The sequence below is a fragment of the Pseudomonas viciae genome (assembly GCF_004786035.1).
Classification (GTDB): Bacteria; Pseudomonadota; Gammaproteobacteria; order Pseudomonadales; family Pseudomonadaceae; genus Aquipseudomonas; species Aquipseudomonas viciae.
Map to the genome: position 1 here is coordinate 3,020,323 of NZ_CP035088.1, position 24,767 is coordinate 3,045,089.

The 24,767-nt window shown below is 60.7% G+C and carries 20 protein-coding genes; 9 read left to right on the plus strand and 11 right to left on the minus strand.

Annotated features, from left to right (window positions below; translation table 11 throughout):
• Positions 1 to 125 precede the first annotated feature (125 nt).
• Genes EPZ47_RS13800 through wecB form a run of 4 tightly spaced genes read right to left on the minus strand, consistent with a single transcriptional unit; the run spans position 126 to position 7,726 of the window.
• Positions 126 to 2,120, minus strand: a complete 1,995-nt coding sequence (locus EPZ47_RS13800; RefSeq protein ID WP_135845286.1) for an NfrA family protein — start codon at positions 2,118 to 2,120, stop codon at positions 126 to 128.
• Positions 2,117 to 4,231: a glycosyl transferase family protein gene (locus EPZ47_RS13805; RefSeq protein ID WP_135845287.1), complete on the minus strand. Its 2,115-nt coding sequence runs from the start codon at positions 4,229 to 4,231 to the stop codon at positions 2,117 to 2,119. The genes EPZ47_RS13800 and EPZ47_RS13805 overlap by 4 nt, the downstream gene beginning before the upstream one ends.
• A 12-nt stretch (positions 4,232 to 4,243) precedes the next feature.
• The gene (locus EPZ47_RS13810; RefSeq protein WP_135845288.1) at positions 4,244 to 6,457 is read right to left on the minus strand and encodes a hypothetical protein; all 2,214 of its coding nucleotides are present in this window, start codon (positions 6,455 to 6,457) and stop codon (positions 4,244 to 4,246) included.
• Between the two features lie 36 nt (positions 6,458 to 6,493).
• On the minus strand, positions 6,494 to 7,726 hold the full coding sequence (wecB, locus tag EPZ47_RS13815) for a non-hydrolyzing UDP-N-acetylglucosamine 2-epimerase (protein WP_238346756.1): 1,233 nt from the start codon (positions 7,724 to 7,726) through the stop codon (positions 6,494 to 6,496).
• Positions 7,727 to 8,662: 936 nt separating this feature from the next.
• Between wecB and EPZ47_RS13820 the strand changes: the two genes are divergently transcribed.
• Genes EPZ47_RS13820 through EPZ47_RS13830 form a run of 3 tightly spaced genes read left to right on the plus strand, consistent with a single transcriptional unit; the run spans position 8,663 to position 11,562 of the window.
• Positions 8,663 to 9,211, plus strand: a complete 549-nt coding sequence (locus EPZ47_RS13820) for a TRAP transporter small permease (RefSeq protein ID WP_135845290.1) — start codon at positions 8,663 to 8,665, stop codon at positions 9,209 to 9,211.
• Complete coding sequence (locus tag EPZ47_RS13825) at positions 9,208 to 10,488, plus strand: TRAP transporter large permease subunit (protein WP_135845291.1); 1,281 nt, start codon at positions 9,208 to 9,210, stop codon at positions 10,486 to 10,488. Before EPZ47_RS13820 ends, EPZ47_RS13825 begins: the two co-directional genes overlap by 4 nt.
• A gap of 54 nt (positions 10,489 to 10,542) precedes the next feature.
• Complete coding sequence (locus tag EPZ47_RS13830; protein WP_135845292.1) at positions 10,543 to 11,562, plus strand: TRAP transporter substrate-binding protein; 1,020 nt, start codon at positions 10,543 to 10,545, stop codon at positions 11,560 to 11,562.
• 164 nt (positions 11,563 to 11,726) lie between these two features.
• Here the strand turns inward: EPZ47_RS13830 and EPZ47_RS13835 are convergent, their stop codons facing one another.
• A complete protein-coding gene (locus tag EPZ47_RS13835; RefSeq protein WP_135845293.1) occupies positions 11,727 to 12,518 on the minus strand; it encodes a transporter substrate-binding domain-containing protein in 792 nt (263 codons plus the stop codon).
• A gap of 212 nt (positions 12,519 to 12,730) precedes the next feature.
• Here EPZ47_RS13835 and EPZ47_RS13840 point away from each other — a divergent pair, with 212 nt between their 5' ends.
• Positions 12,731 to 13,891, plus strand: a complete 1,161-nt coding sequence (locus EPZ47_RS13840; RefSeq protein WP_202879088.1) for a GGDEF domain-containing protein — start codon at positions 12,731 to 12,733, stop codon at positions 13,889 to 13,891.
• 30 nt (positions 13,892 to 13,921) lie between these two features.
• On the opposite strand, the gene EPZ47_RS13845 is transcribed toward EPZ47_RS13840, so the two are convergent.
• Complete coding sequence (locus EPZ47_RS13845; RefSeq protein WP_135845295.1) at positions 13,922 to 14,554, minus strand: TetR/AcrR family transcriptional regulator; 633 nt, start codon at positions 14,552 to 14,554, stop codon at positions 13,922 to 13,924.
• 132 nt (positions 14,555 to 14,686) lie between these two features.
• Between EPZ47_RS13845 and EPZ47_RS13850 the strand changes: the two genes are divergently transcribed.
• Positions 14,687 to 15,928, plus strand: a complete 1,242-nt coding sequence (locus EPZ47_RS13850) for an arabinose transporter (protein WP_135845296.1) — start codon at positions 14,687 to 14,689, stop codon at positions 15,926 to 15,928.
• 69 nt (positions 15,929 to 15,997) lie between these two features.
• Here the strand turns inward: EPZ47_RS13850 and EPZ47_RS13855 are convergent, their stop codons facing one another.
• On the minus strand, positions 15,998 to 16,870 hold the full coding sequence (locus EPZ47_RS13855) for a LysR family transcriptional regulator (RefSeq protein WP_135845297.1): 873 nt from the start codon (positions 16,868 to 16,870) through the stop codon (positions 15,998 to 16,000).
• Positions 16,871 to 16,971: 101 nt separating this feature from the next.
• On the opposite strand from EPZ47_RS13855, the gene EPZ47_RS13860 reads away from it, so the two are divergent.
• Positions 16,972 to 17,397: a VOC family protein gene (locus EPZ47_RS13860; protein ID WP_135845298.1), complete on the plus strand. Its 426-nt coding sequence runs from the start codon at positions 16,972 to 16,974 to the stop codon at positions 17,395 to 17,397.
• Between the two features lie 71 nt (positions 17,398 to 17,468).
• Here the strand turns inward: EPZ47_RS13860 and EPZ47_RS13865 are convergent, their stop codons facing one another.
• Both EPZ47_RS13865 and EPZ47_RS13870 read right to left on the minus strand, forming a co-directional pair.
• Complete coding sequence (locus tag EPZ47_RS13865; protein ID WP_135845299.1) at positions 17,469 to 18,101, minus strand: response regulator; 633 nt, start codon at positions 18,099 to 18,101, stop codon at positions 17,469 to 17,471.
• Positions 18,102 to 18,132: 31 nt separating this feature from the next.
• A complete protein-coding gene (locus tag EPZ47_RS13870; protein WP_135845300.1) occupies positions 18,133 to 19,494 on the minus strand; it encodes a cache domain-containing protein in 1,362 nt (453 codons plus the stop codon).
• A 242-nt stretch (positions 19,495 to 19,736) separates the two neighbouring features.
• Between EPZ47_RS13870 and EPZ47_RS13875 the strand changes: the two genes are divergently transcribed.
• Complete coding sequence (locus EPZ47_RS13875; protein ID WP_135845301.1) at positions 19,737 to 21,797, plus strand: carbon starvation CstA family protein; 2,061 nt, start codon at positions 19,737 to 19,739, stop codon at positions 21,795 to 21,797.
• Between the two features lie 16 nt (positions 21,798 to 21,813).
• A complete protein-coding gene (locus EPZ47_RS13880) occupies positions 21,814 to 22,011 on the plus strand; it encodes a YbdD/YjiX family protein (protein WP_003182142.1) in 198 nt (65 codons plus the stop codon).
• 138 nt (positions 22,012 to 22,149) lie between these two features.
• On the opposite strand, the gene EPZ47_RS13885 is transcribed toward EPZ47_RS13880, so the two are convergent.
• Together EPZ47_RS13885 and EPZ47_RS13890 are read right to left on the minus strand one after the other, a co-directional pair.
• Positions 22,150 to 23,457: an ATP-binding protein gene (locus tag EPZ47_RS13885; RefSeq protein ID WP_135845302.1), complete on the minus strand. Its 1,308-nt coding sequence runs from the start codon at positions 23,455 to 23,457 to the stop codon at positions 22,150 to 22,152.
• Complete coding sequence (locus EPZ47_RS13890; RefSeq protein WP_123344949.1) at positions 23,454 to 24,194, minus strand: response regulator; 741 nt, start codon at positions 24,192 to 24,194, stop codon at positions 23,454 to 23,456. Before EPZ47_RS13890 ends, EPZ47_RS13885 begins: the two co-directional genes overlap by 4 nt.
• 231 nt (positions 24,195 to 24,425) lie before the next feature.
• On the opposite strand from EPZ47_RS13890, the gene EPZ47_RS13895 reads away from it, so the two are divergent.
• Positions 24,426 to 24,689 carry a DUF2790 domain-containing protein gene (locus EPZ47_RS13895; protein ID WP_135845303.1) on the plus strand — a complete coding sequence of 88 codons (264 nt, stop codon included), beginning with the start codon at positions 24,426 to 24,428 and terminating at the stop codon, positions 24,687 to 24,689.
• Positions 24,690 to 24,767: the final 78 nt, after the last annotated feature.

Sequence of the window (24,767 nt, forward strand, 5' to 3'; positions counted from 1 at the left end):
CCGATCTTGCGACTGACGAATTTGGCGAAGCTTTTCAAGCACGCCCCTTGCTGGTGCAGTGTAGTCGTGACTCGGCCAGGCGAGCCGCCTTTCGTACCCGTGCGTCGAATATCACGTCAGCGTCCTCAATAGGAGTAGGTCAGGCGGGCAAACACGCCTTTGGCGCGGTCCTCGCCAAACACCCTGGCCCGGTACTGCAGGGAAAAGTCCACGTAGGAGCGCGGCGCATTGTAGGCGTCTTCGCGGAACCAATAGCGCACGTTGTTCCCGACCCCGATCCCCCCGGCGTCGCCGGAGGAGAAGTCGCCGTTGGAGCCGCTCTTCATCTTCGAATCGTAGTCGATCGCTGCCACGACATGGGGGAAGGTCACCCAGCGTGATCCAGTACCGCCGATGGCATAGCTGCGACCCACTTGCCATTCGCTGTTGAAGTAGTTGCGCGAGTCATTGATGTAATGACCGACTTCGGCATACAACTGCGAAGTCCACCAGCTCGGCACATCAACCCGCAGGTCGGTGCCGATACTCGAGCCGTAGCCCAGGCGCACCAGCCAGTCGCCGTCGACATTGGAAGACCCGAGAGGGAAGGTCCGTTCAAGGGCGGCCATGATGTTGACGGAGCTGAAGGGTTTGACCCGCACGCCGAGCGCCCCTTGCAAGGCATCCGCGCCGGTGTCCGAGTCGCTGTTCTTGCTCCACAAGGTGTCGGTGATGCGCCCGTAGAGTTCGACAAAACGGGCGTTGCGATAACCCAACGGGCGCCAGGACAGTTCGGTGCTGTTTTGCAGCAGGTCGTTGCTTTCGCTGCCACTGCTGCTATTGGTGCTCGGCGCGCCGCTCAGACCACTGGAGCCGCGATAGCTGGTGGTGCTGGTCAGGCCCATGGCGCGCGAAACGTCACCCACGGTACGACGGGTATCGAACAGTTGTTGCGCGGACATCGGCGTTTCTGCGGTTTTTTGCCCATCGATGACGCGCTTGAAATACGCCACCGCTTCGTCGTCTTCGTGGACACGCATGGCATTGTAGGCAGCGTCCTGGGCCGCCGCCGACGGCAGTGGGGTGGCAGCATCGGCCTTGCGGAACGCGGCATGGGCTGCCCCATCGTCGCCGGCCCGAACCCGATCATAAGCGAGCTGTAGATCACTCACCGGTGCCAACGCGCCGGTGTTACCCGAGAGGGCGCAGGTCAGGCCGTAGGTGCTTTCCTGACACTCCAGGGCGGGTGGCGAAGATTGGGCCAGCGCAGAGCGCAGGTCGCGAACTTCCCTTGCCGACAGGCCAGCAAGGGACTGGGCTCGGTTCAGGTCGTCCTGGGCTGCCTGCGTTTTGCCCTGGCGATTACGGGCATAGCTGCGCAATACCCAAGGGGCGGCGTGACGGTCGTCCACGGCCAACGCGTCTGACGCGGCCTGTTCGGCAGCGGGGTAATCCTTGGCCGAGAGCAGGGCGCTGATAAGTAGTTGCTGGTTGGCGGAAACTTCCGGAGCCCAGGCTACGGCTTTGCGCGCCCGGTCCACGGCCAGGGCCGCATTGCCTTGTTCCAGGGCGCGGTAGCCTTGGGTCGCCAGCGGTACGGCCAGTTGGCGACGGATCGTATTGCGCCGCATCAGCAAGGTCGCGTCGTTGGCGAAGGTGCCCAGGGCATCGCTGACGGCCTGATCGGCGTCTTCCAGATGTTGCTGACGCTCCAGGGAGTCGACCAGCAACAACCGATAATCGCGACGACGGGGCGCTTGGGCGATGGCCTTGCGGGCCGATTGCGCGGCCAGGCCGAATTGCTCGCGATCATAGGCCTTGAAGCCCTGGGACGCCGCCGCGAAACCCGGTGAAGCGGCGGCGCGGGAAGAGGCTGCGCGCCGGGGTTGGTCGCGCAGTTTCTTGTCCCGTTCGGCCAACTCAATCAACGTGTTCAGGCGTGGCACGTCGGCGCGCTGGCGCAGGGCTTCGCGCGCCTTGGCGATGGCCAGGTCGTAGTCCTTGCGCTCGTAGGCGCTGTAGGCCTCGTTGGCGGCGCTGTAGGCCGGACCGGTCAGCGGCAGTGGCAACGTCTCGGCGGGCGCAAGCGCCGGGATCAGGCTCAGCCCCGTGGCCAAGAGGGTCAAAAAGGGGCGGTTCATGCCGGAAGCTCCGTCGGGTAGAGGCTGTGCTGGCGTGCCACCACCTGTTCGATAGTCGCCCGGGGCAGCACGCCGCTGTCGACCAGGTAATCGCCGATCCGACCGTGGTGCTGCGGCCGATACTGCAACATGGCGCGGCTGAACTGATCACGATCGAGCAAGCCCATTTCGATCAACAAATCACCCAGCAGCGGCGCACTGGCATTCGGTACGGCATGGCCGTTGCGTTCCGGCAATCGGCGCAACAGCGCGAGAATTTCACTTTCCCTGGCTATCAATTGCACCGGTTCGCTGCCCAATTCGGCGCTGACCTGCTGCAGGCCTTCGTCGGAAAGCGGGTTGGCGACGGCGATCTGTTCACGACCTTCGCCATTGGGTCCCAAGGGAATGGCCCGCCAGCGCAACGCAAACTCGCTGGTCAGTGATGAGGTTGAGGTAGCGGCTTTTTCGGCCACGTCGAAGACCCGGGGCAGGTCATTCTGGAATGCGATGGCTTCGGCCAGGGTTTCATCGTCCAGCCAGCCGTTATTCAGCAAAATCCGTCCCAGTGGCACGTTGCGCGACTGTTGTTCATCCAGGGCGCTCTGCAGGTGGGTGTCGGTAATGGCCTGCCACGACAGCAGCACACTGCCCAATCGGCGCGGTGCGATGGCGACCAGGTCGGTGGAAGGGAAGTCATGCATGGTCTTGTCCCAGACCAGCTTGCGATTCATCACCTTGCCCACCAAAAACATGCGCCAGGCCCGGGAGGCCGCCATGAAGTTGACGAAATTGCCCACCAGCATGCGCGGGATCGACAGCAAGCCGTGCTGCCAGCCGTACAACACGGTGGTGAAGTAGTAGCGGTGCAGGATTCTCCAGGCCAGCGCAATGCCGTTGGCCACCAGCAGGTATTTGATCACGCTGTTGGTTTCAAAAGGCGTTGGGAAACTGATGTCCCACCAGCCACTGTTGCGCAGGATAATCAGGCCCAGCAGTTGCACCAGGATCACGTAGGCGATGATGCTGATGAACGCTGTCACTACGCCCTTGCGGTCGCGAAACAGCAGGTATCGGTTGGCTAGCGAGCCATTCCAGCCCATCTGTTCCCAGCCTTGCAGGCCGATGCCGAGGGTCCAGCGGGCTTTTTGTCGAAACGCGGTGCGGAAGGTGTCGGGGAAAAATTCACGCACGCACAGAGGCATCGTCAGGGTCGATTCGTAGGGCTTGCGGAACCAGGATTTGCGCAGCACCCGGAACTGCACCGGAAAACGCACGAATATCGCGTTCATGCCAACCTTGGACAGCCGCGCGCCGACGTCGTAGTCCTCGGTGAGGCTGTCGGTGTTGAACGGCTGATTTTTGGTTTCACCGGCCAATACCTGCAGGGCACGATGGGAGAAACAGGTACCGACGCCGGCCGAGGGCACGGTGTCGGTCATGCTTTCACGCACCACCAGATCCTTGCCATGCCATTCGGCGAACTCGTCCATGTAGACACCCGCCACCCATTCGTACCAATTGCGCTCCAGCGATACCACTGGCAGTTGGATCATGTCCTTGCGCGGCAACAGGTAGTTGAATAGACGCAGTTCAAGCGGATGCAGCACGTCCTCGCTGTCGTGCAGGACGACGCCGGCGAAGGTCATGCCATGGGTTTTCTCGTGCAGGAAAATCGCCTGGATCACCCAGTTCAAGCAGTCGGCCTTGCAGGTCGGCCCGGCATGGGGCACTTCCACGCGGTGCAACTGTTTGTAGCGTCGCCGCATCCGCTCGACTTCGTCGATGGTGCGCTGGTCGTTGATGTAGGTGCCGACGAAGACCACGTAGTTCTGGTAGTCCAGCGTCGAGACCATGTTTTCGATCATCGGCGCGATGACGTCGTATTCCAGCCAGGCCGGCACCATGATCGCCAGGGGCTGTTCGTCCCGGGCCAACAGTTGCTCGACGGTCAGCGGCCGGTATTTACGGCCTACGGTAAACTTGCGGTACAGGCGGCGAGACCAGTACCACAGGTCAATGATCAGATCGTCCAGGCTGGAGATCAGGATCAGTACCGCGACCACGATGGTCGCGGCTTCCAGGTAGTTGTAGTAGTGGGCCAGCCAATAGGGCCAATAAAGCGACGTCATCGAAGGTTACCGTTACTGGCGATTGCGACGGGCGCTACGGCCAGCCAGCAACAAGAGGAGAAACAGGATAATGGCGCCTGGAATCAGCCAAAGCAGCGAAGGTTTGCGCCAGGCATCCAGGCCTTTGGGTTCTTCCCGGCCGATCAACTGGCTGCCGCTCGGATCCTGGGTATCGAGGATCGCCACGGCACCGCTGTCACCCAGGATCGCCACGTCGCCACGGGTCAGCACGATCGGTTTGGCCAGGCTTGGCGGCTGGCTGCCCAAGGTTCGATAGACCAGGCCGTACTGGCCCGAGCTCTGCACCACTTGCAGTGACGCCAATTGGTCGAGGCGCTGCACATCCAGCATCACCTGGTCCTTATGGTTGATGCGCAGGTGACCCTGCTCATCGACCTGCACCGATTCCTTGGTGTCCTTGAGTGGCAGTTCGAAGGCCAGGAAGGCTTTATCCGGACTGACGACGGCTTTTGGATCGGTGCTGACCTTCAACTGCGCGCGCAGCGGCGATACACCGGATGCATCGGCCACCGAGATCACTTGGGCCAGGCTGCTGGCCGGATGGTCGAGGTACGCTTGGGGAACGAGCAGTTGGGTGTCTACAGCGAAGCGTGCGGCGATACCGGAAAAATCGTCATCCAACGAGGTTTTTTCCAGCACGATATGGCTGGTTGGCAGGACCGACACCGGGAAAGCCTGCGGGGTTTCCAGGCAGCGGTCGCTGACCGGCTGACGTTGGAAGGAGACGCGCAAGACGTTTTTCGAACTCAGGGCGTAGCGTGGGACATGCCCCTGGATGCGTTGCGGTTCACCGTTGGTGGTCAACTGCTGGGCACCGATCAGAAAGTCATTGAAGTACAGCGAGGCCACGGGCGGGGTGTGCGAAGCACCCGGCGCTGCGGAAATGTCCACCACCGCGGTCACGGGCAGGCGGCCGTCATACGCCACGCTGCCCAGGGGGAACGAGGTGCTCCAGTCGAAGCGCGAGGCCACGTCGAATGTGCCCGGGGCGCCGCCCAGCCGCGACAAGGCCACGCGGCCATCGTCGCTCAATGGCGTTTGGGCTTCGGTCACCGTCAACTGACGGCTGCGGGCCAGTTTGTTCCACGCCGAACCGAGCAAGGACAAGGCTTTGCCGGTCGCATCCGGGGCGATGATCAGTACCGGGCGAGCGCCCAGCAGTGCCAGGCGCACGTTGTCAGTGCCAGCGCTCGCCATGGCTGCGTTGACGTGCTGATCGCGCCATTGGGTCAATGCGCTGGCCGCTGTTGCGTCGACGCCCTGGACCTGATTCTGCAAGGCGTCCAGGACCTGGTTGATGGCCTTGAGCAGTTGTGGGTCATTGATGGCCAGGTCGGCCTGTACATTCGGTGTCTGGCCGAGCATCAGCAGGGCGCCAATTTCGGCGGGGTTGGCCAGGGTGTGCTGGCCTTTGCCGTTGAGGCTGGCGAAGGCTGGAATGCTCAGCAGCTCGGCCGGGATCCGCAGACCGCTCAGGTCCACTTTGTCCTGCACGGCAGGGAAGGGCAGGATGCGGCTATGTTTGCCAATGCGCTCCAGGGCCACGCCCAATCGCCAGGCTGCATCATAGCTGCCGGCGGACAGCGAGCCCGGTGCGACCAGGATGCCGGGGTTGGTGGGCAGTGTCGTCCAGGCCGCGCCGACATCCTGCAGTTGGCTGGCGTCGTAGCTGTAGTTCAGGCGCGTGTCGGGTTGAATGCGCAACACGTTGCCGATGACTCGATCGTCTTCGCACAATGGTCGGGAGACGATCGAAGACCAGGCAATGCCCAGGCGCACCAGGCCGTTGTCACGCGGGGTCTTGTCTACGCCCAGCTTGACGCTGGCATCGCCCTGCGCCTCGCTGAGCCCTTCGGCACGCACCGGATAGCCGTCGAGCGACAGCAGCATGGTGTTGCGGCCGCCTTCACCATTGAGGTAACTGGCCTCCAGCTGCAGCGTCGCATCGTTGAGGGTTACGCCGGCAGGGACGGGCAAATACAGCTCGCGTCGAGCATCGCTGGCGCCCAGCAGGATCGGAGCCGTGATACCCAGATCCCGCAAGCGAATTTCGCGCTCCTGGCGGGTATCGGCGTTGAGTCGATGGATTGCCTGGGTGAGCGGGCTGTCCGCAGCCAGGGCAAAGGTTGGCATGAGCGCGAGCAGGCTCAGGCCACAGGCAAGGGCGCTGAGCGCGCCCGTAGAGATGGCAACGGAAGGCTTCATTCAGGCAAATCTCGATCTGATAAGGGTGGGTAGCAGTTATGAGGTGAAATCGGCGAGTAACTCGTGTAGTGCGGGCATCGGGGCGTGTGTCAGCGCCTGGAACGAATGCACCTGGCCCACGACAAAATCGCTGACCGGACGCCCCATCAGGGTGTCGACGATGCGTTGGCTGGCTTTGCCATCGCCATAGGGGTTGGTCGCCTGTGATGCGCGCCGCCACAAGGCCTGGTCGTCGAACAGCGCGTCCACCCCGGCAACGATCGAGGCCGGGGAGGTGCCCACCAGGCGCACGGTGCCCGCCGCCACGGCTTCGGGGCGTTCGGTGACGTCGCGCATCACCAGCACCGGTTTACCCAGGGATGGCGCTTCTTCCTGCACACCGCCGGAGTCAGTGAGGATGACGTGGGCGTGTTGCATCAGGCGCACGAACGCCAGGTAATCCAGGGGCTTGATCAAGTGCACGTTGGGCAGGTCACCCAACTGCTCGGTCACTGGCCCAAGCACGTTGGGATTGAGGTGCACCGGGTAGACGATCTGGATATCCGGACGTTGAGCCAGGTGGCGCAGGGCCTTGCAGATGTCGAGGAAACCCTCGCCGAAGTTTTCCCGGCGGTGGCCGGTCACCAGCAGCAGTTTGCGTCCGGCTTGCAGGAACGGGAACTGTTGGTCCAGTTTGTCACGCAACCAGGTATCCGCATTGATGCGTTGAGCGGTCATCTGCAACGCGTCGATGACCGTGTTGCCCGTCACCAGGCAACGGCCCTGCAAACGTTCACTCAGCAGGTTTTCGCGAGATTGGTCGGTCGGGGCGAACAGCAGGTCGGCACTGAGATCGATGCAGCGACGGTTCATTTCTTCCGGCCATGGGCTGTAGATATCACCGGTGCGCAGCCCGGCTTCCACATGACCCACGGGGATACGCCGATGGAAGGCTGCCATCGAGGCCACCATGGCTGAAGTGGTGTCGCCATGGACCAGTACCCGATCCGGCCGGGTCTGTTCCAGCACCGGGTCGATGGCACCGTACAATGCGGCGGTCAGGGAGTTGAGGGTCTGGTGCGGCGTCATCACGTCAAGGGTGAAGTCGGCCTCGAGATCGAACAGATCCAGCACCTGCTTGAGCATGCTTTGATGCTGGCCGGTGACGCAGATCAGCGACTCAATGCCGGGTTCGGCTGCGAGGGCCTTGACCAACGGTGCCATCTTGATGGCTTCTGGACGGGTACCGAAGATCGAAAGGACCTTGATCCGTGAGTCTTGAATAGCGATAACGCCCTTCCTCGCGCAGTTTTCTGCGCAGCACAACAGCCCGCCCAGGCGCGACCACGCGTTTGAGCAAACAAGCGATTTAAGTGAGTTGATTGTCCAACTGGTAGATGTCAGGCAGGGGCTTTACGTCCACGGGAAGTGGTGTAGTGGCATCTCGCAGCTTGGCGCGGCAAATTAATAACATCAAAGTCCGTTATCGCAAAGTTTTATATGCATAAGTTTGATTAATGTTTTTTTAGAAGGCTCGATGGGGGTGGGTAAGGGGAGTGTGTTAGTGGATGTGAATGGTTTATTACTTATTGAAATATAAGGGTTTTTTATGTTTTCGATGTTTGATTTTGATGCTAGGAATACCCTGGAAAATCGAATTGATGTATTTTTGGCGCCGTATTATGTGCAGCGATTGACTTGGGTTGTCATTGGAATGGCGCCTGTATGTTGTCAGGAAGTGTGAGGCCTTATTGTAAGTAGTGGTTAGGTAAAGTTAGATATTGGAGGAAGTTCAATTTCATTTTGTAATTCCCGATGGGAAGAACTAGTGAGTGACTGAAGATTCATGAGGCCAATCATTTATTTCCGATAAGGAAAGTCCCTCTAACAGACTTGGACATGTATCGGGGGGTAGACAGGTCATCCGCGCAGCTAACCGATAATCGAACGTTTTGTGTCGAACACCTGACGGGGTTATTGACCAAATTAACTGGGTGGTACATTTTGTCTGCAGCACGCTTCTTCAGCATGACCAAGACCATAATAAAAATAGAGGAATACCCTATGCGTACCCGTCTGCGAGCGCCCTTCGCCTTCCCCCCGCTTCGCTGCTTGAGCCCTGAAGCACCTTTCAACACCTCTGGTTCGATCGAATAGCGATCCCTGCGTTGCCGTTCTATCGCGCCGGGTGAACCCCGGCACTCGACAATCCGAGAGGTCTTCAAGATGGCAAAAGTCGTCGATCTGTATTTCAAGCTGCTAAAGCTGCTGATTGTGTTGTGCATGCTCGCAATGATCGTGCTGGTGTTCGGCAACGTGGTGCTGCGCTACGCCTTCAACTCCGGTATCAGCGTGTCGGAAGAGCTGTCGCGTTGGTTCTTCGTCTGGATGATTTTTCTCGGTGCTTTGGTGGCGCTCAAGGACCGTGCTCATCTGGGGATGGACAGCCTGGTCAAGCGTTTACCGCCGGCCGGCAAGCGTCTCTGCCTGGTCATCGGGCATCTACTGATGCTGTACATCTGCTGGCTGATTTTCAGTGGCAGTTGGCAGCAGGCGGTCATCAACCTGGACGTTGTCGCACCCGCCTCAGGCCTGTCGATGGCACTGTTCTACGCCGCCGGCCTGGTGTTCGGTGCCAGCGCCGCGGCCATCCTGGTTTATGAACTCTACCTGGCGTTGTTCGGCAAGCTGGGGGATGACGAACTGGTCATGGTCAAGGACAACGACGCCGCCGAGGCGATCGCCCATAACCCCATCAAGAGTACACGCCCATGACGCTGGTTATTTTCCTCGGGTCGTTGATGGGCAGCATGGCGCTGGGTATACCCATTGCGTTTGCCTTGCTGGTGGTCAGCGTGGCGCTGATGTTTTATCTGGATCTGTTTGACGCACAAATCATCGCCCAGAACCTGCTCAACGGCGCCGACAGCTTTCCGCTGATGGCAGTGCCTTTCTTCATGCTGGCCGGCGAGATCATGAATGTCGGCGGCCTGTCCAAGCGCATCGTCAATATTGCCATGGCGCTGGTGGGGCACAAGCGCGGTGGTCTCGGTTACGTGGCTATTATTGCTTCCTGCCTGCTGGCGTCGCTCTCCGGCTCGGCCGTGGCCGATGCAGCGGCCCTGGCGGCGTTGCTGGTGCCGATGATGGTGCTGGCTGGGCATAACCGTGGGCGTTCAGCCGGCCTGATCGCCGCCGGTAGCATCATCGCGCCGGTTATTCCGCCGAGCATCGGCTTCATCGTCTTTGGTGTGGCGTCCGGGGTATCGATATCCAAACTGTTCCTGGCCGGTATCGTGCCAGGGCTGATGCTTGGTGCTTCGCTGGCCGTGGCCTGGTGGTACATCTCTCGCAGCGAGAACGTCGAGACGCCGCCCAAGCGTTCCCGCGCCGAAGTGCTGCGCACGTTGCTCGACGGCAGTTGGGCCATGGGCCTGCCCTTGATCATCGTCCTGGGCCTTAAATTCGGGATCTTCACTCCCACCGAAGCCGCAGTGGTCGCAGCGGTCTATTCGCTGTTCGTTTCCTTGGTGATCTACCGGGAAATGAAAGTCAGCCAGTTGTACGAAGTGATCCTGTCCGCAGCCAAGACCACCTCGGTGGTGATGCTGCTGGTGGCGGCGGCCATGGTTTCATCGTGGCTGGTGACCATCGCGGATCTGCCGGGCCAGTTGGCGGAACTGCTGCAGCCCTTCATGGACAACCAGACCCTTTTGCTGCTGGTGATGATGGTGCTGATCATCCTGGTAGGGACGGTGATGGACATGACCCCGACCATTCTCATCCTCACCCCGGTGCTGATGCCTGCGGTCATTCAGGCGGGGATCGACCCGGTGTACTTCGGCGTGCTGTTTCTGATCAATACGGCCATTGGCCTGATCACGCCGCCCGTGGGTACGGTGCTCAATGTGGTGTGTGGGGTGGCGAAACTGGACTTCGAGGAAATCGTCCGCGGCGTGTGGCCGTTCATGTTCGCGCAGTTTGTGGTGCTACTCCTGCTGGTGGTGTTCCCTCAGCTGGTCCTGGGACCGTTGAAATTCTTCACTGGCTGATGCCGGTGCAAGCCGTAGTAGCTCGATTAAAAACAATAATGACCGGAGAGTGACATGCGAAAACTGATGAAAACCCTGTTGGCCGGGGCCTGTGCAACCGGGTTGCTGCTGGGCAGCGTGGCCAGCCACGCCGAGGAGATCCGCGAGCGTACCCTGCGATTCGCGTTCCAGAACGTCAAGGAGCATCCACAAGGGCAGGGCGCGCAGAAGTTCGCCGACCTGCTCAGCGAGAAGAGCGGCGGCAAGATCAAAGTCCGCCTGTTCCCCGGCGGTACCTTGGGCGGCGATGTGCAAACAGTGTCGGCCCTGCAAGGCGGCACGCTGGACATCACCGTGCTCAACTCCGGCATCCTGGCGGCCCAGGCACCGGATTATGCAATGCTCGACTTCCCCTTCCTGTTCAATAACGCTGAAGAAGCCCATGCGGTGATCGACGGGCCGGTCGGCCAGAAACTGGCGGCGCAGTTGGACAGCAAAGGTCTGGTGGGCCTGGGCTACTGGGACCTGGGTTTCCGCAACCTGACCAACAGTAAACATCCAGTGACCAAACTTGAAGACATGCAGGGCTTGAAAGTTCGCGTCATCCAGTCGCCGATCTACCTGGAAACCTTCACTGCCCTGGGCGCGAACCCTGTGCCGATGGCGTTTCCCGAGGTCTACACCGGCCTTGAGCAGCACACCATCGACGGCCAGGAAAACCCTTTCACGGTGATCGAAGGCAACAAGTTCTACGAGGTGCAGAAGTACCTTTCAGTGACCGGCCACATTTTCAATCCGCAGTCGTTGATCATCAGCCAGAAAACCTGGAATCGCCTCAACGACGATGAGAAGGCGATGATTCGCCAGGCCGCTGCCGAGGCGCAAAAATTCCAGCGCGAAGTCACTGCGGCGAGCATGGACAAGGCGAAAGCTACGCTGGCCGGCGCGATGACCGTCAACGAAATCACCCCGGCGGAGAAAGATCGCTTCCGTGAGCGCGTGCAACCGGTGATCGACAAGTTCGCCAAATCCCTGGATGGCGACCTGGTGAAGATGATGTACGCCGAAATCGCCAAGGTGCGGGCGGCGCAGTGAGTTGAAGTGTCGTTAGCCAAGGCCTGACGCTGAATCAGACCTCAAACAGTTCAACCCTGTGGGAGCGAGCTTGCTCGCGAAAGCGGTGGATCAGCTTGCAGTGATGTTGGATGTCCCGACGCCTTCGCGAGCAAGCCCGCTCCCACAGGATTATTGTCAGTCTGTTACTGAGCGCCCGGGACCGCCAACCACTGCCCAATGACCTTCTGATAACTGCCATTCGCCTTGCTCAGGTGCAGCCACTGATCGACGTACATTTTCCACGTGGTGTCGTCCCGTGGCAGCAGGTAGGCCTTCTCGCCATATTGCAGGTAGTGGGTCGGGTTGACGGCGCACAGGCCGGGTTTGAGTTTTTGCTGATACAGCGCTTCTGATGCGTCGGTAATCATCACGTCGGCTTTCTTGTCCAGCAGCTCCTGGAAGATGGTCACGTTGTCGTGAAAGTTGAGCTGCCCTTTGGGCAGGAAGGCCCGGACGAATGCTTCGTTGGTGCCGCCGGCCGGCTCTACCAGGCGCACCGAAGGTTGGTTGATCTGTTCGATGGTCTGGTAGCGCGCCTGGTCTTCGCAACGTACCAGCGGGATCTTGCCATCCACGTCCAGGGTGGTGCTGAAGTAGGCTTTCTTCTGGCGCTCCAGGGTCACTGAAATGCCGCCCATGCCGATGTCGCATTTTTCCGCCAGTAGGTCCGGCATCAGGGTTTTCCAGGTGGTCTGCACCCATTGCACCTTGACCCCCAGGCTGGTGGCCAGCGAGCGCGCCATGTCGATGTCAATGCCTTCGTATTCGCCGGTTTCAGCTTTATAGGTATAGGGCTTGTAGTCGCCAGTAGTGCAGACCTTCAGTTCGCCGCGTTGCAGCACTTGGTCCAGATGCGAGGGCGCAGGTTGCGCCAGGGCGCTGCCGCAGAACGCCAGCAGGCCACAGATCGTCATCGTGCTTGTTATGGTTTTCATGGAAGGGACGTCTCGCAAGGGAAGGGGACAAGACGGGCCAGTGTAGTAAAAGTGTTTGCGGGCTGTCACGGGCGTCGTGGAACTCGCCGCCACGAGCGAGTTGCTCAAACTTCACAGGTTTCCTTCCCTCAGCTCTGTCATCATGGCCAATTGCACACCTTGATCGGCGAGAGCCAGTTCCAATGGACGGATCAGTCGTCAGAATTACACTTATGTTGATGGTCCCGGGGATCCTGTCGGTCTTTGGGGGCGCATTCGTCTGCGCGTGGCTTATTGACAAAAAACGCGACTATCTGCTGCTCCTGGCCGGCGGTTGTGGCCTGTTCACGTGTGGTGCGCTCTCTCAGATTTTCGGCTTTCCGCCCGGGATCGGGCCCAATGCCGTTGTGTCCGGTGCACTATATACCTCGGCGGTCCTGGCGGTGGCCGAAGGCATTTTGCTGCGCTCGCGCAAACGCTTCGGTTGGCGGCTGGACGTCGCTGTGGTGTGCCTCATTACGCTGGCGTTGGCCTGGTTCTTTTATATTGATCGAAGCCTCCTTGCGCGCATCTACATCCAGAACTTCGGTTATGGTGCGATTTTGCTGGTGGCTGCGCTCAAGCTCAGACTGCTGGTGCGCGGCCGACTCGTCGACAAGGCGCTGTTTTGGGTGTTGCTGATCTTCGCCTTGCATTTCTTTCCGCGGACCTTGTTGACCGCTGGGCTTTCGACCCCTGTCGACAGGGTTACTTTCGCCAACTCGGTGTTCTGGCAGGCCCTCCAATTGTCCCTGGCTGTGCTCGGCGTTGCGTTGGCCTTTGCGATTCTTGCCGCCGCCATTGCCGATGTGATCGATGACTTGCGGCGCGAGCGCGATTTCGACCCGTTGACCGGTGTCTTGAACCGGCGCGGCTTCGAGGACCAGGTGTCGTTGCTACTGATGAAGAGCCCGCGTGGCACGACGTCGCTTGCACTGTGCGACATCGACAATTTCAAGAGCATCAACGACACCCACGGTCATGACGTGGGCGATAACGTCCTGCGCGAGGTTGGACAACTTCTGCGTGCCTCGGCACGCAAACGCGACATCGTCGGTCGGCTCGGCGGCGAGGAGTTCGCCGTGCTCCTGCCGGACACCGATGCCCGGGAAGCCCATGAGTGCGCGGAGCGCTTGAGAATGGCCATCGAGCACGGTGGTTGCGCCACACTGGATGCTGTCGGGCCGGTCACCGCGAGCTTTGGTGTCGGCAGCCTAGGCCCCAAGGAAACCTGGCAGAGCCTGTACAAACGCGTTGATAGCTTGCTTTACCAGGCGAAGCGAGCCGGGCGTAACCAGACGGTGGCGGATGAGTTGTCACATCGGTTCGACAGGCAGGCTGAGGTTGAGTCCTGAGCAAGCGCCCTGGTCCAAGGACGATGAGGTTCAGGGCTGTTCAAGACTGGCCAGATAGGCGCAAAACATATCGGCCATTGCCTGCGCGTATTTTTCAATCTCCGCAGGCGAGCGAGGCGTTGCTGAAAACTGTTTACCTCCGGCACTGAGCGTCGTGGTGATCAAGTCGGCGGCCAGTGTTCGGTGTTCCGCCGCTGCCGTGGGCAGCACCTCTTGCATGAAGAGTCCCATCGCCTGTTCCGTCGAAGCCCTGGCCTCTTGCGCCTCGGGGGCGTCACGGTAAAGCGGCGCGGCGTCGCTGAGTGCGACACGGATCAGCGCCTCATCGCATTCCGATTGGATAAACGCCTGCACAAGTGTACGCAGCCGTTCGAAGGGTAATTTGCCGTTGTCCTGAAGGATATTGCGCAACATCTCGCACGTCTGGCGCCATTCATCACTTTGCAGTCGGAACAGGATCGCCGCTTTGTTGGGAAAGTACTGATACACCGAACCGACGCTCACCCCGGCCCTCTCAGCCACGCGCGCCATGGTGAAGCGCCGCGCGCCTTGCGTTGCCAAAACCTGAACAGCGGCTTGCAGAACGGCGGAGACCAGTTCGGTCGAGCGTGCCTGTCGGGGTTGTTTTCTCGAGGAAATCTGTGGGCTTGAGCGCTCGGACATGAATGGATGAGCCTTGTAGGGGGAATGCGAATAGGAAATGCGACGAGGTGTTTGTATTCTGAATGCGACGAATTGATCGCATTTTAGTCGTCCCCCAAACGGCACTCAACGACTTCCTCTGGTATGACTCTCATGACTCACAAACATACGCATCCTGCTTCTTCGGCGACCTCTGGGGACGCCGGCGCCAATCCGGTGTTGAAGCTACTTCCACTGACCCTGACGGTGTTCATCGGCTTCCTGACGATAGGCATGCAACTGCCCGTCTTGCCCCTGCATCTGCACGACACGCTGGGCATGGGCACGCTGGTGATAGGCCTGGTGGTGGGCGCGCAGTTCGCCGCGGCGCTGTTTTCGCGTTCCTGGGCCGGCAACTTCGCCGATATCCGCGGCACCAAGCGTGCGGTGATTGCCGGCCTGGTGACAGCGGCCTGTTCCGGCCTGGTGTACCTGGTTTCCCTGGCGTTTGTCGAGGTGCCGGTGGTTTCAGTCTGGCTGCTGCTCTTGGGCCGAGTCATCCTGGCCATGGGCGAAAGCCTGATCGTCACCGGCGCGCTGGGCTGGGGCATTGGTTTGGTCGGCCCGCAACATGCGGGCAAGGTCATGGCCTGGAATGGCATCGCCATGTACGGCGCCTTTGCCTTGGGGGCGCCGGCGGGCGTGTTTCTGAATGCTGCGTGGGGGTTCATGGGCATTGCCGTGAGCTCGGTATTCATCCCGCTGCTGGCACTGCTGGTTGTTGCCAATGTCACCGCTGTCGCCCCCACGGCGACCCGGCGCACGCCGTTCTACAAAGTGCTGGGCACTGTATGGACCCCGGGCCTGGGGCTGGCGTTTTGCAGTGTCGGGTTCGGGGTTGTCACCGCGTTCATCGCTCTGTTGTTCGCCAGCAGGGGCTGGGGCAACTCGTCGCTGGCCTTTACCGCGTTCGGCCTGGCGTTCATTGGCGCTCGCCTCTTGTTTGGGCATCTTCCGGACAAGCTTGGCGGTGCGCAGGTGGCGTTGGTCTGTGTTGTCATCGAGGCCGTCGGGCTGCTGCTGATCTGGGGGGCCGACACCGCGCTTGTCGCTTACCTGGGGACTGCATTGACCGGGTTTGGCTATTCGCTCGCCTTCCCGGGGTTCGGGGTGGAAGCGGTGCGGCGCGCGCCGGCGCAAACTCGCAGCCTCGCCATGGGGGCTTATGTTGCGTTCCTGGATATTTCCCTGGGCCTCACCAGTCCGCTGGCCGGTGTGTTGGCGAGTGGCTGGGGCATCGAGGCTGTTTACCTTGGCGGTGCTGTGACTGTCGCACTTTCCTTTGGGGTCGCCTTGATGTTGTTGATGGGGCGGGCCGATGGGAAGCAGGCCGTACCCGTTCACTATAAATCTTGAGCCATCCATGGGGCACAGCGGTTCGCGATCTACGGTGGTTGATCGGAACTCCCGGCGCAGGGGGGCTCGTCAGCTGCCCTGGGCCTGCTCGGCCATCAGCTGTACAAGCAGGCGCACTGGCTCGGTCAGGCTTTGCGGAGCGCGGTGGACGAGGCCGATGTCGCGATGGAAGGTATGTGAGCCCAGGTCCAGGACCCGCACCCCGGCAGGCCAGTCGTGATGGGCGGCGGTCTGGGGAACCAACGCGATGCCGACGCCTCTTTCCACCAGTTTGATGATCGCGTCCAGTTCGTCCAACTCGCAGACCTCCCGCAGGGGGATGTGCATCTGGCGCAGGAAGCGGTCCACCTGCCGGCCACCAAAGGATGAGCGGTCATAACGGATGAACGGCTGACTGGCGAGCAATCCGGCCCAGTCATCCCCCGGCACATCGCGGGGTACGATCAGGCGGTAGGGTTCCTGGATCAGGGTGGTCCAGCGCAGATCGCTCTGCAATGAGAAAGGTGGGCGAATGATGGCTGCGAGGTCGATTTCGCCGACGTCCACCAAGTTGATCAGCTCGATCGACAGACCGGGAATCACCCGCGTCCGGCAGTGTGGGCACTGGCGGTGGAACTGTGCCAAGGCGTCCGGCAGAAATGAACGCTGGACTGACGCGATGGCGCCGATGTTCATCAATACGCTGGCCGGTGTGCCGACGCTGGAGGAGCCCAGGTTGTCGTATTGGCGAAGCAGCTCCTGGGCTTGCAGCAGGATCTGATGGCCCCTGCGGTTCAGGTGGGCCGAGCGTCCCTTGCGATCGAAGATCTCGAAACCAAGTTCGGCCTCCAGGCGTTGCATCTGGGCGCTCACGGCTGCCTGGGTGAGGCCGATGCGGTGGCCGGCGGCGGCGAAAGTGCCTTCGCGGGCGACGGCGATGAGGGTTTTCAGTTCTTTGATCATTCACAAAGAATAATTGTGTTTCTGACTAATTTATATTGATTTTATTATTTCAAGTGCGGCGCTAGGCTTGTTTCTCTCTTGCGAAAACGACCGGTGTCCTGATGAGTCTTTCTCCCTTTCATTTGGCTATTCCCGTTTACGATCTTGCGGCAGCCCGTACTTTTTACGCGGATGTGTTCGGACTGCCAGAAGGTCGTTCCAGTGCGCAATGGGTCGATTTCAACTTCTACGGTCATCAGTTGGTGATCCATGAACACCCGAAGACGGCGTCCCAGGAAAGCGTCCACAGCAACCCGGTCGATGGCCACGACGTTCCGGTTCCGCACTTTGGTGTGGTATTGGGTTGGGCAGAGTGGGAAGCACTGGCCGAGCGCTTGAAGTCCTTTGGTACTGAGTTTGTGATCGAGCCTTATATCCGCTTCCAGGGGCAGGTGGGCGAGCAGGCGACGATGTTTTTGTTCGACCCTTGTGGCAACGCGCTGGAGTTCAAGGCGTTCAAGGATATGAGCCAGTTGTTTGCGAAGTAACGCATACGATCTGCTGAACACTGAGCCTTGTGGTGAGGGGATAAATCGTCTCGCCACAGCGGGTTTCTCTATCAGCGCGAAATGATCCCGTGATCGATCGCGTATTTCACCAGCGCCGCGGGTTTGTCGATGTTGAGCTTGCGGCGAATGCTCAGGCGGTGGGTTTCTACTGTCCGTACGCTGATGTCCAGTTCCCGGGCCATTTCCTTGTTGTTCAGCCCCTGGACCATTTTGGACAGCACCTGGCTCTCCCGCGGCGTCAGCTCATTATCGGTGTTTTGGTCTGTGGCGAGCCGTTGGGCAATCTCGGCGCTGTAGAAGGTGCCGCCGCTGATGATGGCTTCGATGGCCGCGATGATCTCCCGCGACGGCGCGTTCTTGAGCACGTAGCCGCTGGCGCCGGCTCGCACGGATTCGCTGACGTACTCATAATTGTCGTACATGCTGAGGATGAGGATCTTGAGGCTGGGGTATTGCTTGCCCAGCAAACGGGTCAGTTCCAGCCCGTTCATGTCCTTGAGGCTGATGTCCATCAGCAGCAGGTCCGGTTGGCAGCGACCGACCATCTCGATCGCTTGCGCGCCGTTCTCGGCTTCGCCCACCACCTCCAGCCGGGGCATCACGGACAGCAGGGCCCTGATGCCGTCGCGGACCAGGGAGTGGTCGTCGACCAGCGCGACGCGGATTACGGGGGGCAGGTTCATTGGCAGGTGCTCTTGTGGGAGTGGGCGCGCATCAGCTTTCTGTCGCCGACAGGTTCATGGGCAGCAGGATGTCCAGCTCGCTTCGCCCCGGCACCGACGTCAACTCCAGCCGTCCGCCGAAATGCTCGACCCGTTCGCGGATATTGCGCAGGCCGATGCCGCTATGGCCACGTTCGACCTGTGGGACGTTGAAACCCATCCCGTCGTCCACCACCGTCAGGCGCAAGGACTGGCCGGAGCCGAACAAGGTGATGCCGACGCTTTTCGCACCGGCGTGACGCTCGATATTGGTCAGGGCTTCCTGGGCAATGCGAAACAGCGAAACCGGCGCTCCATTTTCCAGGCGGCAATCGAATTCGTTGCTTCGGTAGGACACCTCCAGCCCGCTGCGTTGCTGGAACTCTGCTGCGAGTTGGCCGATGGCGGCAGGCAGGCCCAGGGTGTCGAGCAGGGAAGAGCGCAAGTCGTGGGAGATGCTGCGAATCTCGCCGATGGCTTCGCCGAGTCGGTCTGTCGCGTTTTTCAAAATGCCCAGGCCGTTTTCCTGGCCGTTTTCAAGCACATGACTGGCCAGTTCGAACTGGAATTTTATCGACACCAGCAACTGGCTGATGCCGTCGTGAAGTTCGCGAGACACTCGCGAACGCTCTTCCTCCTGCAAGCTGACGATGCGCTGGTTCAACCGCTGCAGCTTTTTGTCGGCCAGCCGGTGTTCGCTGACGTTGAGGGTCATGCCGCCGGCAAACACCAGCAGGACCGCGACCAATGCGATGGCAGCGATGGCCTGCATGGTGGTGTGGATGCCCTGGGCCACTTCATCGCGGGCTTGCTGGGTGGCGCGCTCGACATCCTCCAGATAGATCCCGGTACCGAGCATCCAGCCCCAGCGATCCAGCATCACCACGTAGGCGAGCTTGTCGGTCACTTGGCCGGAGGAGGGCTTGTTCCAGGCATAGCGCTGGAAACCTTCGCCGGATTCGGCACTCTTGAGCAGCGCCTGGATCACCGGCAGGCCGTGGGGATCCTTCATGTCCCAGAGGTATTGCCCCACCAGTTCCGACTGCCGGGCGTGCATCAGGCTGCGGCCCTGGCGGTCGTACACGAAAAAATAGCCGTTGATGCCGAAGCTGAGCTTGCGCAGTTCCTCCAGGACTTGCTGCTGCGCGCGTTCGTCGCCCAAACCGCCGTTATACAGTGGGGCGATCAGGCTCTGCGCCATCTCGACATAGTTTTTCAACTCGGCGCGCTTGCTCGCCAGGATGCTGTCTTCGATCAATTGGGCCTGTTGATCGCCTAACTGGCGATTGAGCGAGATCACCAGTGCGCAGATGACGGCAATCGCCAGGACCAGGGGCAGGATCCCGAGGGCGACGATTTTGTGTTTGAGCAGCATCTGTACTCCTGTCCGGATTCGGCGGCGGGGAGGTGGATGGCGGGCATCATATGCCAAACCCATGTGCGAGGCATAAACCTGTGGAATATGGCCATCTACGTAGAACTACGTAGGTAGCCCGTACGTAGTACTGCGGATTTATTTATTGACGACTTACAGGGATATTGGGCCGGCTCCGAATAGCCGGGGCACACTATAAAAACAATCGCCGCAATCCACTGGATATCGGCAGGAGACACGCAATGACAACCCGTCTGGTTAAACACCTCGCCTGGTTTGCCGTGGCTGTTCTGGGAGCCTGTGCGTTGAGTGTCGTGGCCTTGCGCCGCGGCGAACCCATCAACGCCCTCTGGATCGTCGTCGCAGCCGTGGCCATCTACCTGGTCGCCTACCGCTACTACAGCCTCTTCATCGCCAATAACGTGATGCAACTCGATGCGCGCCGGGCCACCCCCGCTGTGCTCAACAACGATGGCCTGGACTACGTCCCGACCAACAAACACATTCTCTTCGGCCACCACTTCGCGGCCATTGCCGGCGCGGGGCCGCTGGTCGGGCCGGTGCTGGCGGCGCAGATGGGCTACCTGCCCGGTACGCTCTGGCTGATCGCCGGCGTGGTGCTGGCCGGTGCGGTGCAGGACTTCATGATCCTGTTCCTGTCCACCCGCCGCAACGGGCGCTCCCTGGGCGACATGGTCCGGGAAGAAATGGGCCGCATCCCCGGCACCATCGCGCTGTTCGGCTGTTTCCTGATCATGATCATCATCCTCGCGGTGCTGGCGCTGATCGTGGTCAAGGCCCTGGCCGAGAGCCCGTGGGGGATCTTCACGGTGATGGCGACCATCCCGATCGCGATGTTCATGGGCATTTACATGCGCTACATCCGCCCGGGCCGCATCGGTGAAATCTCGGTCATCGGCGTGCTGTTGCTGCTGGGTTCGATCTGGCTGGGCGGGCAGATTGCCGCCGACCCGGTCTGGGCCAAGGCCTTCAGCTTCACCGGGATCCAGATCACCTGGATGTTGATCGGCTACGGTTTTGTCGCGGCGGTGCTGCCGGTGTGGCTGATCCTGGCCCCACGGGACTACCTGTCGACATTCTTGAAAATCGGCACCATCGTCGCCCTGGCGATCGGCATCCTGGTCACCATGCCCGAGCTGAAAATGCCGGCGCTGACCCAGTTCACCGACGGCACGGGACCTGTGTGGAAGGGCGGGCTGTTCCCGTTCCTGTTCATCACCATCGCCTGCGGCGCGGTCTCGGGGTTCCATGCGCTGATCTCCTCGGGCACCACGCCCAAGCTCTTGGATAACGAAGTCAACGCCCGCTATATCGGCTACGGCGGCATGCTGATGGAGTCGTTCGTGGCGATCATGGCCATGGTCGCCGCTTCGGTGATCGAGCCGGGCGTGTACTTCGCCATGAACAGCCCGGCGGCGATCGTCGGCGGTGACGTGGTGGCCGTGGCGCAGACCGTCAGCAGCTGGGGTTTTGCAATCACCCCCGAAGCGCTGCAAGCGGTGGCCAAGGACATCGGCGAGACCACCATCCTGGCCCGCGCCGGCGGTGCGCCGACCCTGGCGGTCGGTATCGCGCAGATCCTGCACTCGGTGCTGCCGGGTGAGAACACCATGGCGTTCTGGTACCACTTCGCGATCCTGTTCGAAGCGCTGTTCATCCTCACCGCAGTGGACGCCGGCACCCGTGCCGGACGGTTCATGCTGCAGGATTTGCTCGGCTCCTTCGTGCCGGCGCTCAAGCGTACCGAATCCTGGACCGCCAACCTGATCGCCACCGCTGGTTGCGTGGCGCTGTGGGGTTACCTGCTGTATCAAGGCGTGATCGATCCGCTGGGCGGCATCAACACCTTGTGGCCGCTGTTCGGCATCTCCAACCAGATGCTGGCCGGTATCGCCCTGATGCTCGCCACCGTGGTGCTGATCAAGATGAAGCGCCAGCGCTACGTCTGGGTGACCATGTTGCCGGCCGTCTGGCTGCTGATCTGCACCACCACGGCGGGCCTGATCAAGCTGTTCGACGCCAACCCGGCGATCGGCTTTTTGGCCCTGGCGCGCAAATACAACGATGCCCTGGCCGCCGGCCAGATCCTGGCCCCGGCCAAGAGCATCGAGCAGATGCAGCACGTGGTGTTCAACGCCTACACCAACGCAACGCTGACGGTGTTGTTCCTGTTCGTGGTCTTCAGCATCCTGTTCTACGCGCTCAAGGTCGGCATCGCCGCCTGGGGCAGCAAGGAACGCACGGATAAAGAAGCGCCATTCCAGGCCGTGCCGGACGCCTGAAACGAGGAATGCAACGATGTTCAATGACTTGAGTCGCCTCGGTAAATACCTCGGTCAGGCCGCGCGCCTGATGGTCGGCATGCCCGACTACGACAACTACGTCGAGCACATGCAAACCAAGCACCCGGACAAGCCGATGATGGACTACGAGGCGTTCTTTCGAGAGCGCCAGGAGGCCCGTTACGGTGGCAAGGGTGGGCCCAAGTGCTGTTGATCCGCTGATTGCAGGTGGATGATGTAACCCTTGTGGGGGCGGGCTTGTTCGCGAAGGCGTAGTGTCAGTTAACAAATAATGTGGCTGACACAGCGCTTTCGCGAGCAAGCCCGCTCCCACAGTTGTTTTGGGTTGGTTTCAGCAGTGGCTCAGCCGCAGCTCGGCACACAGCCCGCCGCCGTCGCGGTTGCTCAAGGTCAGTGAACCGCCCATGGCATGGGCCAGTTGCTGGGCGATGGCCAGGCCCAATCCTGTGCCGCCGGTTTCCCGGTTGCGTGAACTTTCTACCCGGTAGAACGGCTTTAGCACCTCGGCCAGTTCCTGTTCATTGATGCCTGGGCCACGGTCCAATACCTGGATCGCCAATTGCCCGTTGTCAGCGAGGAGCACCTGGATCTGGGCAGCACCGCCAAACTTCAATGCATTGTCCACCAGGTTGACCAGCACCCGGCGCAGAGCATGGGGCCGGGTGTCTATGACGGACGCGTTTTTCCCGGATAACTGCACGTCCTGTCCGGTGTCCTGGTAGTCGAATACCAAGCTGTCGAGAAACGCATCCAGGCTAATGCGGCAACTGGCTTCGGTGGCGCCGTGGATGCTGCGGGCATAGGCCACGCCTTCACGCACCAGGTGCTCCATTTCACTCAGGTCGCTCCACAGCTTGTCCTTTTCAATGCCGTCGTCCATGAACTCGGCGCGTAGCTTCATGCGCGTGATGGGGGTCTGCAGATCATGGGAAATCGCCGCCAACAACTGCATGCGCTCCTTGAGGTAGGTGGCGATGCGATCCTGCATGGAATTGAACGCCTTGGCGGCATGCACCACTTCGGTCGGGCCTTTTTCGTCCAGGCGCACGCTGTGAGCGTTCGGGTCGAGGGTTTCCACCGCGTCGGCCAATCGGGTCAGCGGGCCGACGGCGATGCGCACGGCCAACCAGGTGCAGCCGATCAACAGCACTAACTGCCCCAGCAACACCACCGGCAGCCAGGGGGAGAGGGGCATCATCGCCGGCCTTACATCGATGGTCAGCGGACTGCCGTCGTTCAGGCGCAGATGGGCCTGATAGTGCTTCTGCGGCCCGGGAATGTCGGTGAAGGTCAGGGGGTAGGCCTGGCCGATGGCCTCTTGGATCGAACTCACCGACACCGGTGCGCTGGCAAGGTCCATCGGCTGGCCGGGCTGGCCTTCATCGAGTCGGTAACCGTAGTTGGGCCGGATGAGTTTGGGCAGCCAGGCCTGGCGCTCGATGGCCGGCAGGCGGTCGAGGATGGCGACAGAGGTCGAGACATCGGTTTCCAGATTGCCGAGCATGGTCGACTTGGCGGTTTGGTAGCGTTCGTAGTACTGGGCGCCAAACGACAGGCCCTGGGCCAGGATCAGCCCGATCAGGAAAATCAGCGACAGCCGCGAAGCCAGGGTGCGCGGCCAATGCAGCGGCAGACTCATACCGACGCCTCGAGGATCTCCACCGGCAGCGAGAACACATAACCCTCGCTGCGCACTGTCTTGATGTAGGCCGGCTCCCGGGCATCGTCCAGCAGGCGCTGGCGCAGACGACTGACCAGCAGATCAATGGAGCGATCGAACAGATCGGCGTCCCGGCCCTGGGTCAGGTTAAGCAACTGGTCGCGGTTGAGCACCCGCTGCGGATGGTCGAGGAACACCCGCAACAAACGATATTCGGCACCGCTCAGGGCGACCATGGTGCCGTCGGAATCCAGCAGATGGCGGGCGGTGGTGTCCAGGCGCCAGCGCCCGAAGGCCAACAGGCGACCGCTTTCAGTGACCACCAGGTTCGGCGGCAGCATGCGGGTGCGGCGTAGCACGGCGTTGATCCGTGCCAGCAGCTCACGGGCGGCGAAGGGTTTGACCAGGTAATCGTCGGCGCCCATTTCCAGGCCGATGATGCGGTCGGTTTCGTCGTTGCGAGCGGTGAGCATCAGCACCGGCGTGGCCTTGTGCTTGCCGGCGCGTAGTTCCCGACACAGCACCAGGCCGTCATCGCCCGGCATCATGATGTCCAGCACGATCAGGTCCACCGGGGTGGTTTCCAGAAAAGCGCGCATCTGCCGGCCATCGGCAACCACCGTGGTGCGCAGGCCGTTCTTTTTCAGGTAGTTGCCCACCAGCTCTCTGATCTCGCGATCGTCATCCACTATCAACACGTGATCGACATGATCCATGGTGTCCAGTCCCCTTGGCGTTTTCTTGTGATCAGTCTACAGGCGCCGGCCGGCACGGCTTGCGGCGCTTTGTATTGCAGTGTATCTGGCGCGCGACGGATACACAGCGATGCAAAAAGCCGTCTGGCCCGATACAGACGCGATACCTGCGCGGCATTCAATGGTTTACATCGAGGCAACACGACAGGCCTCGGCAGAAAAACACCCATTGAATGAATCGAGGACACCACCATGAACACCAAAGCCGTCTACGCCGCCTGCCTTTTCGCCGCGCTGAACATCTGCACCTTGTCGGCCCGGGCCGAGAGTGACGTCCAGGCGCAAACCTATGCCTACGGCACCCACCTTGATATCCAGAAAGTGCTGTCGCTGTCCGAAGACGCCGAGCCGACCTGCGGCGTGGTGAATGCCCGGATGACCTACCTGGACTCGGCGGGCCACCAGCAGGCGCTGGACTACCGCAAGTTGGCCGACAACTGCAATGACGGAAGCTGAAACTAAAGTCTCAGGAATGATTGATAACAGTTTGTTATTAAACATTTTTTATTAAAAAGTTCTCCACCATTGAGGTGA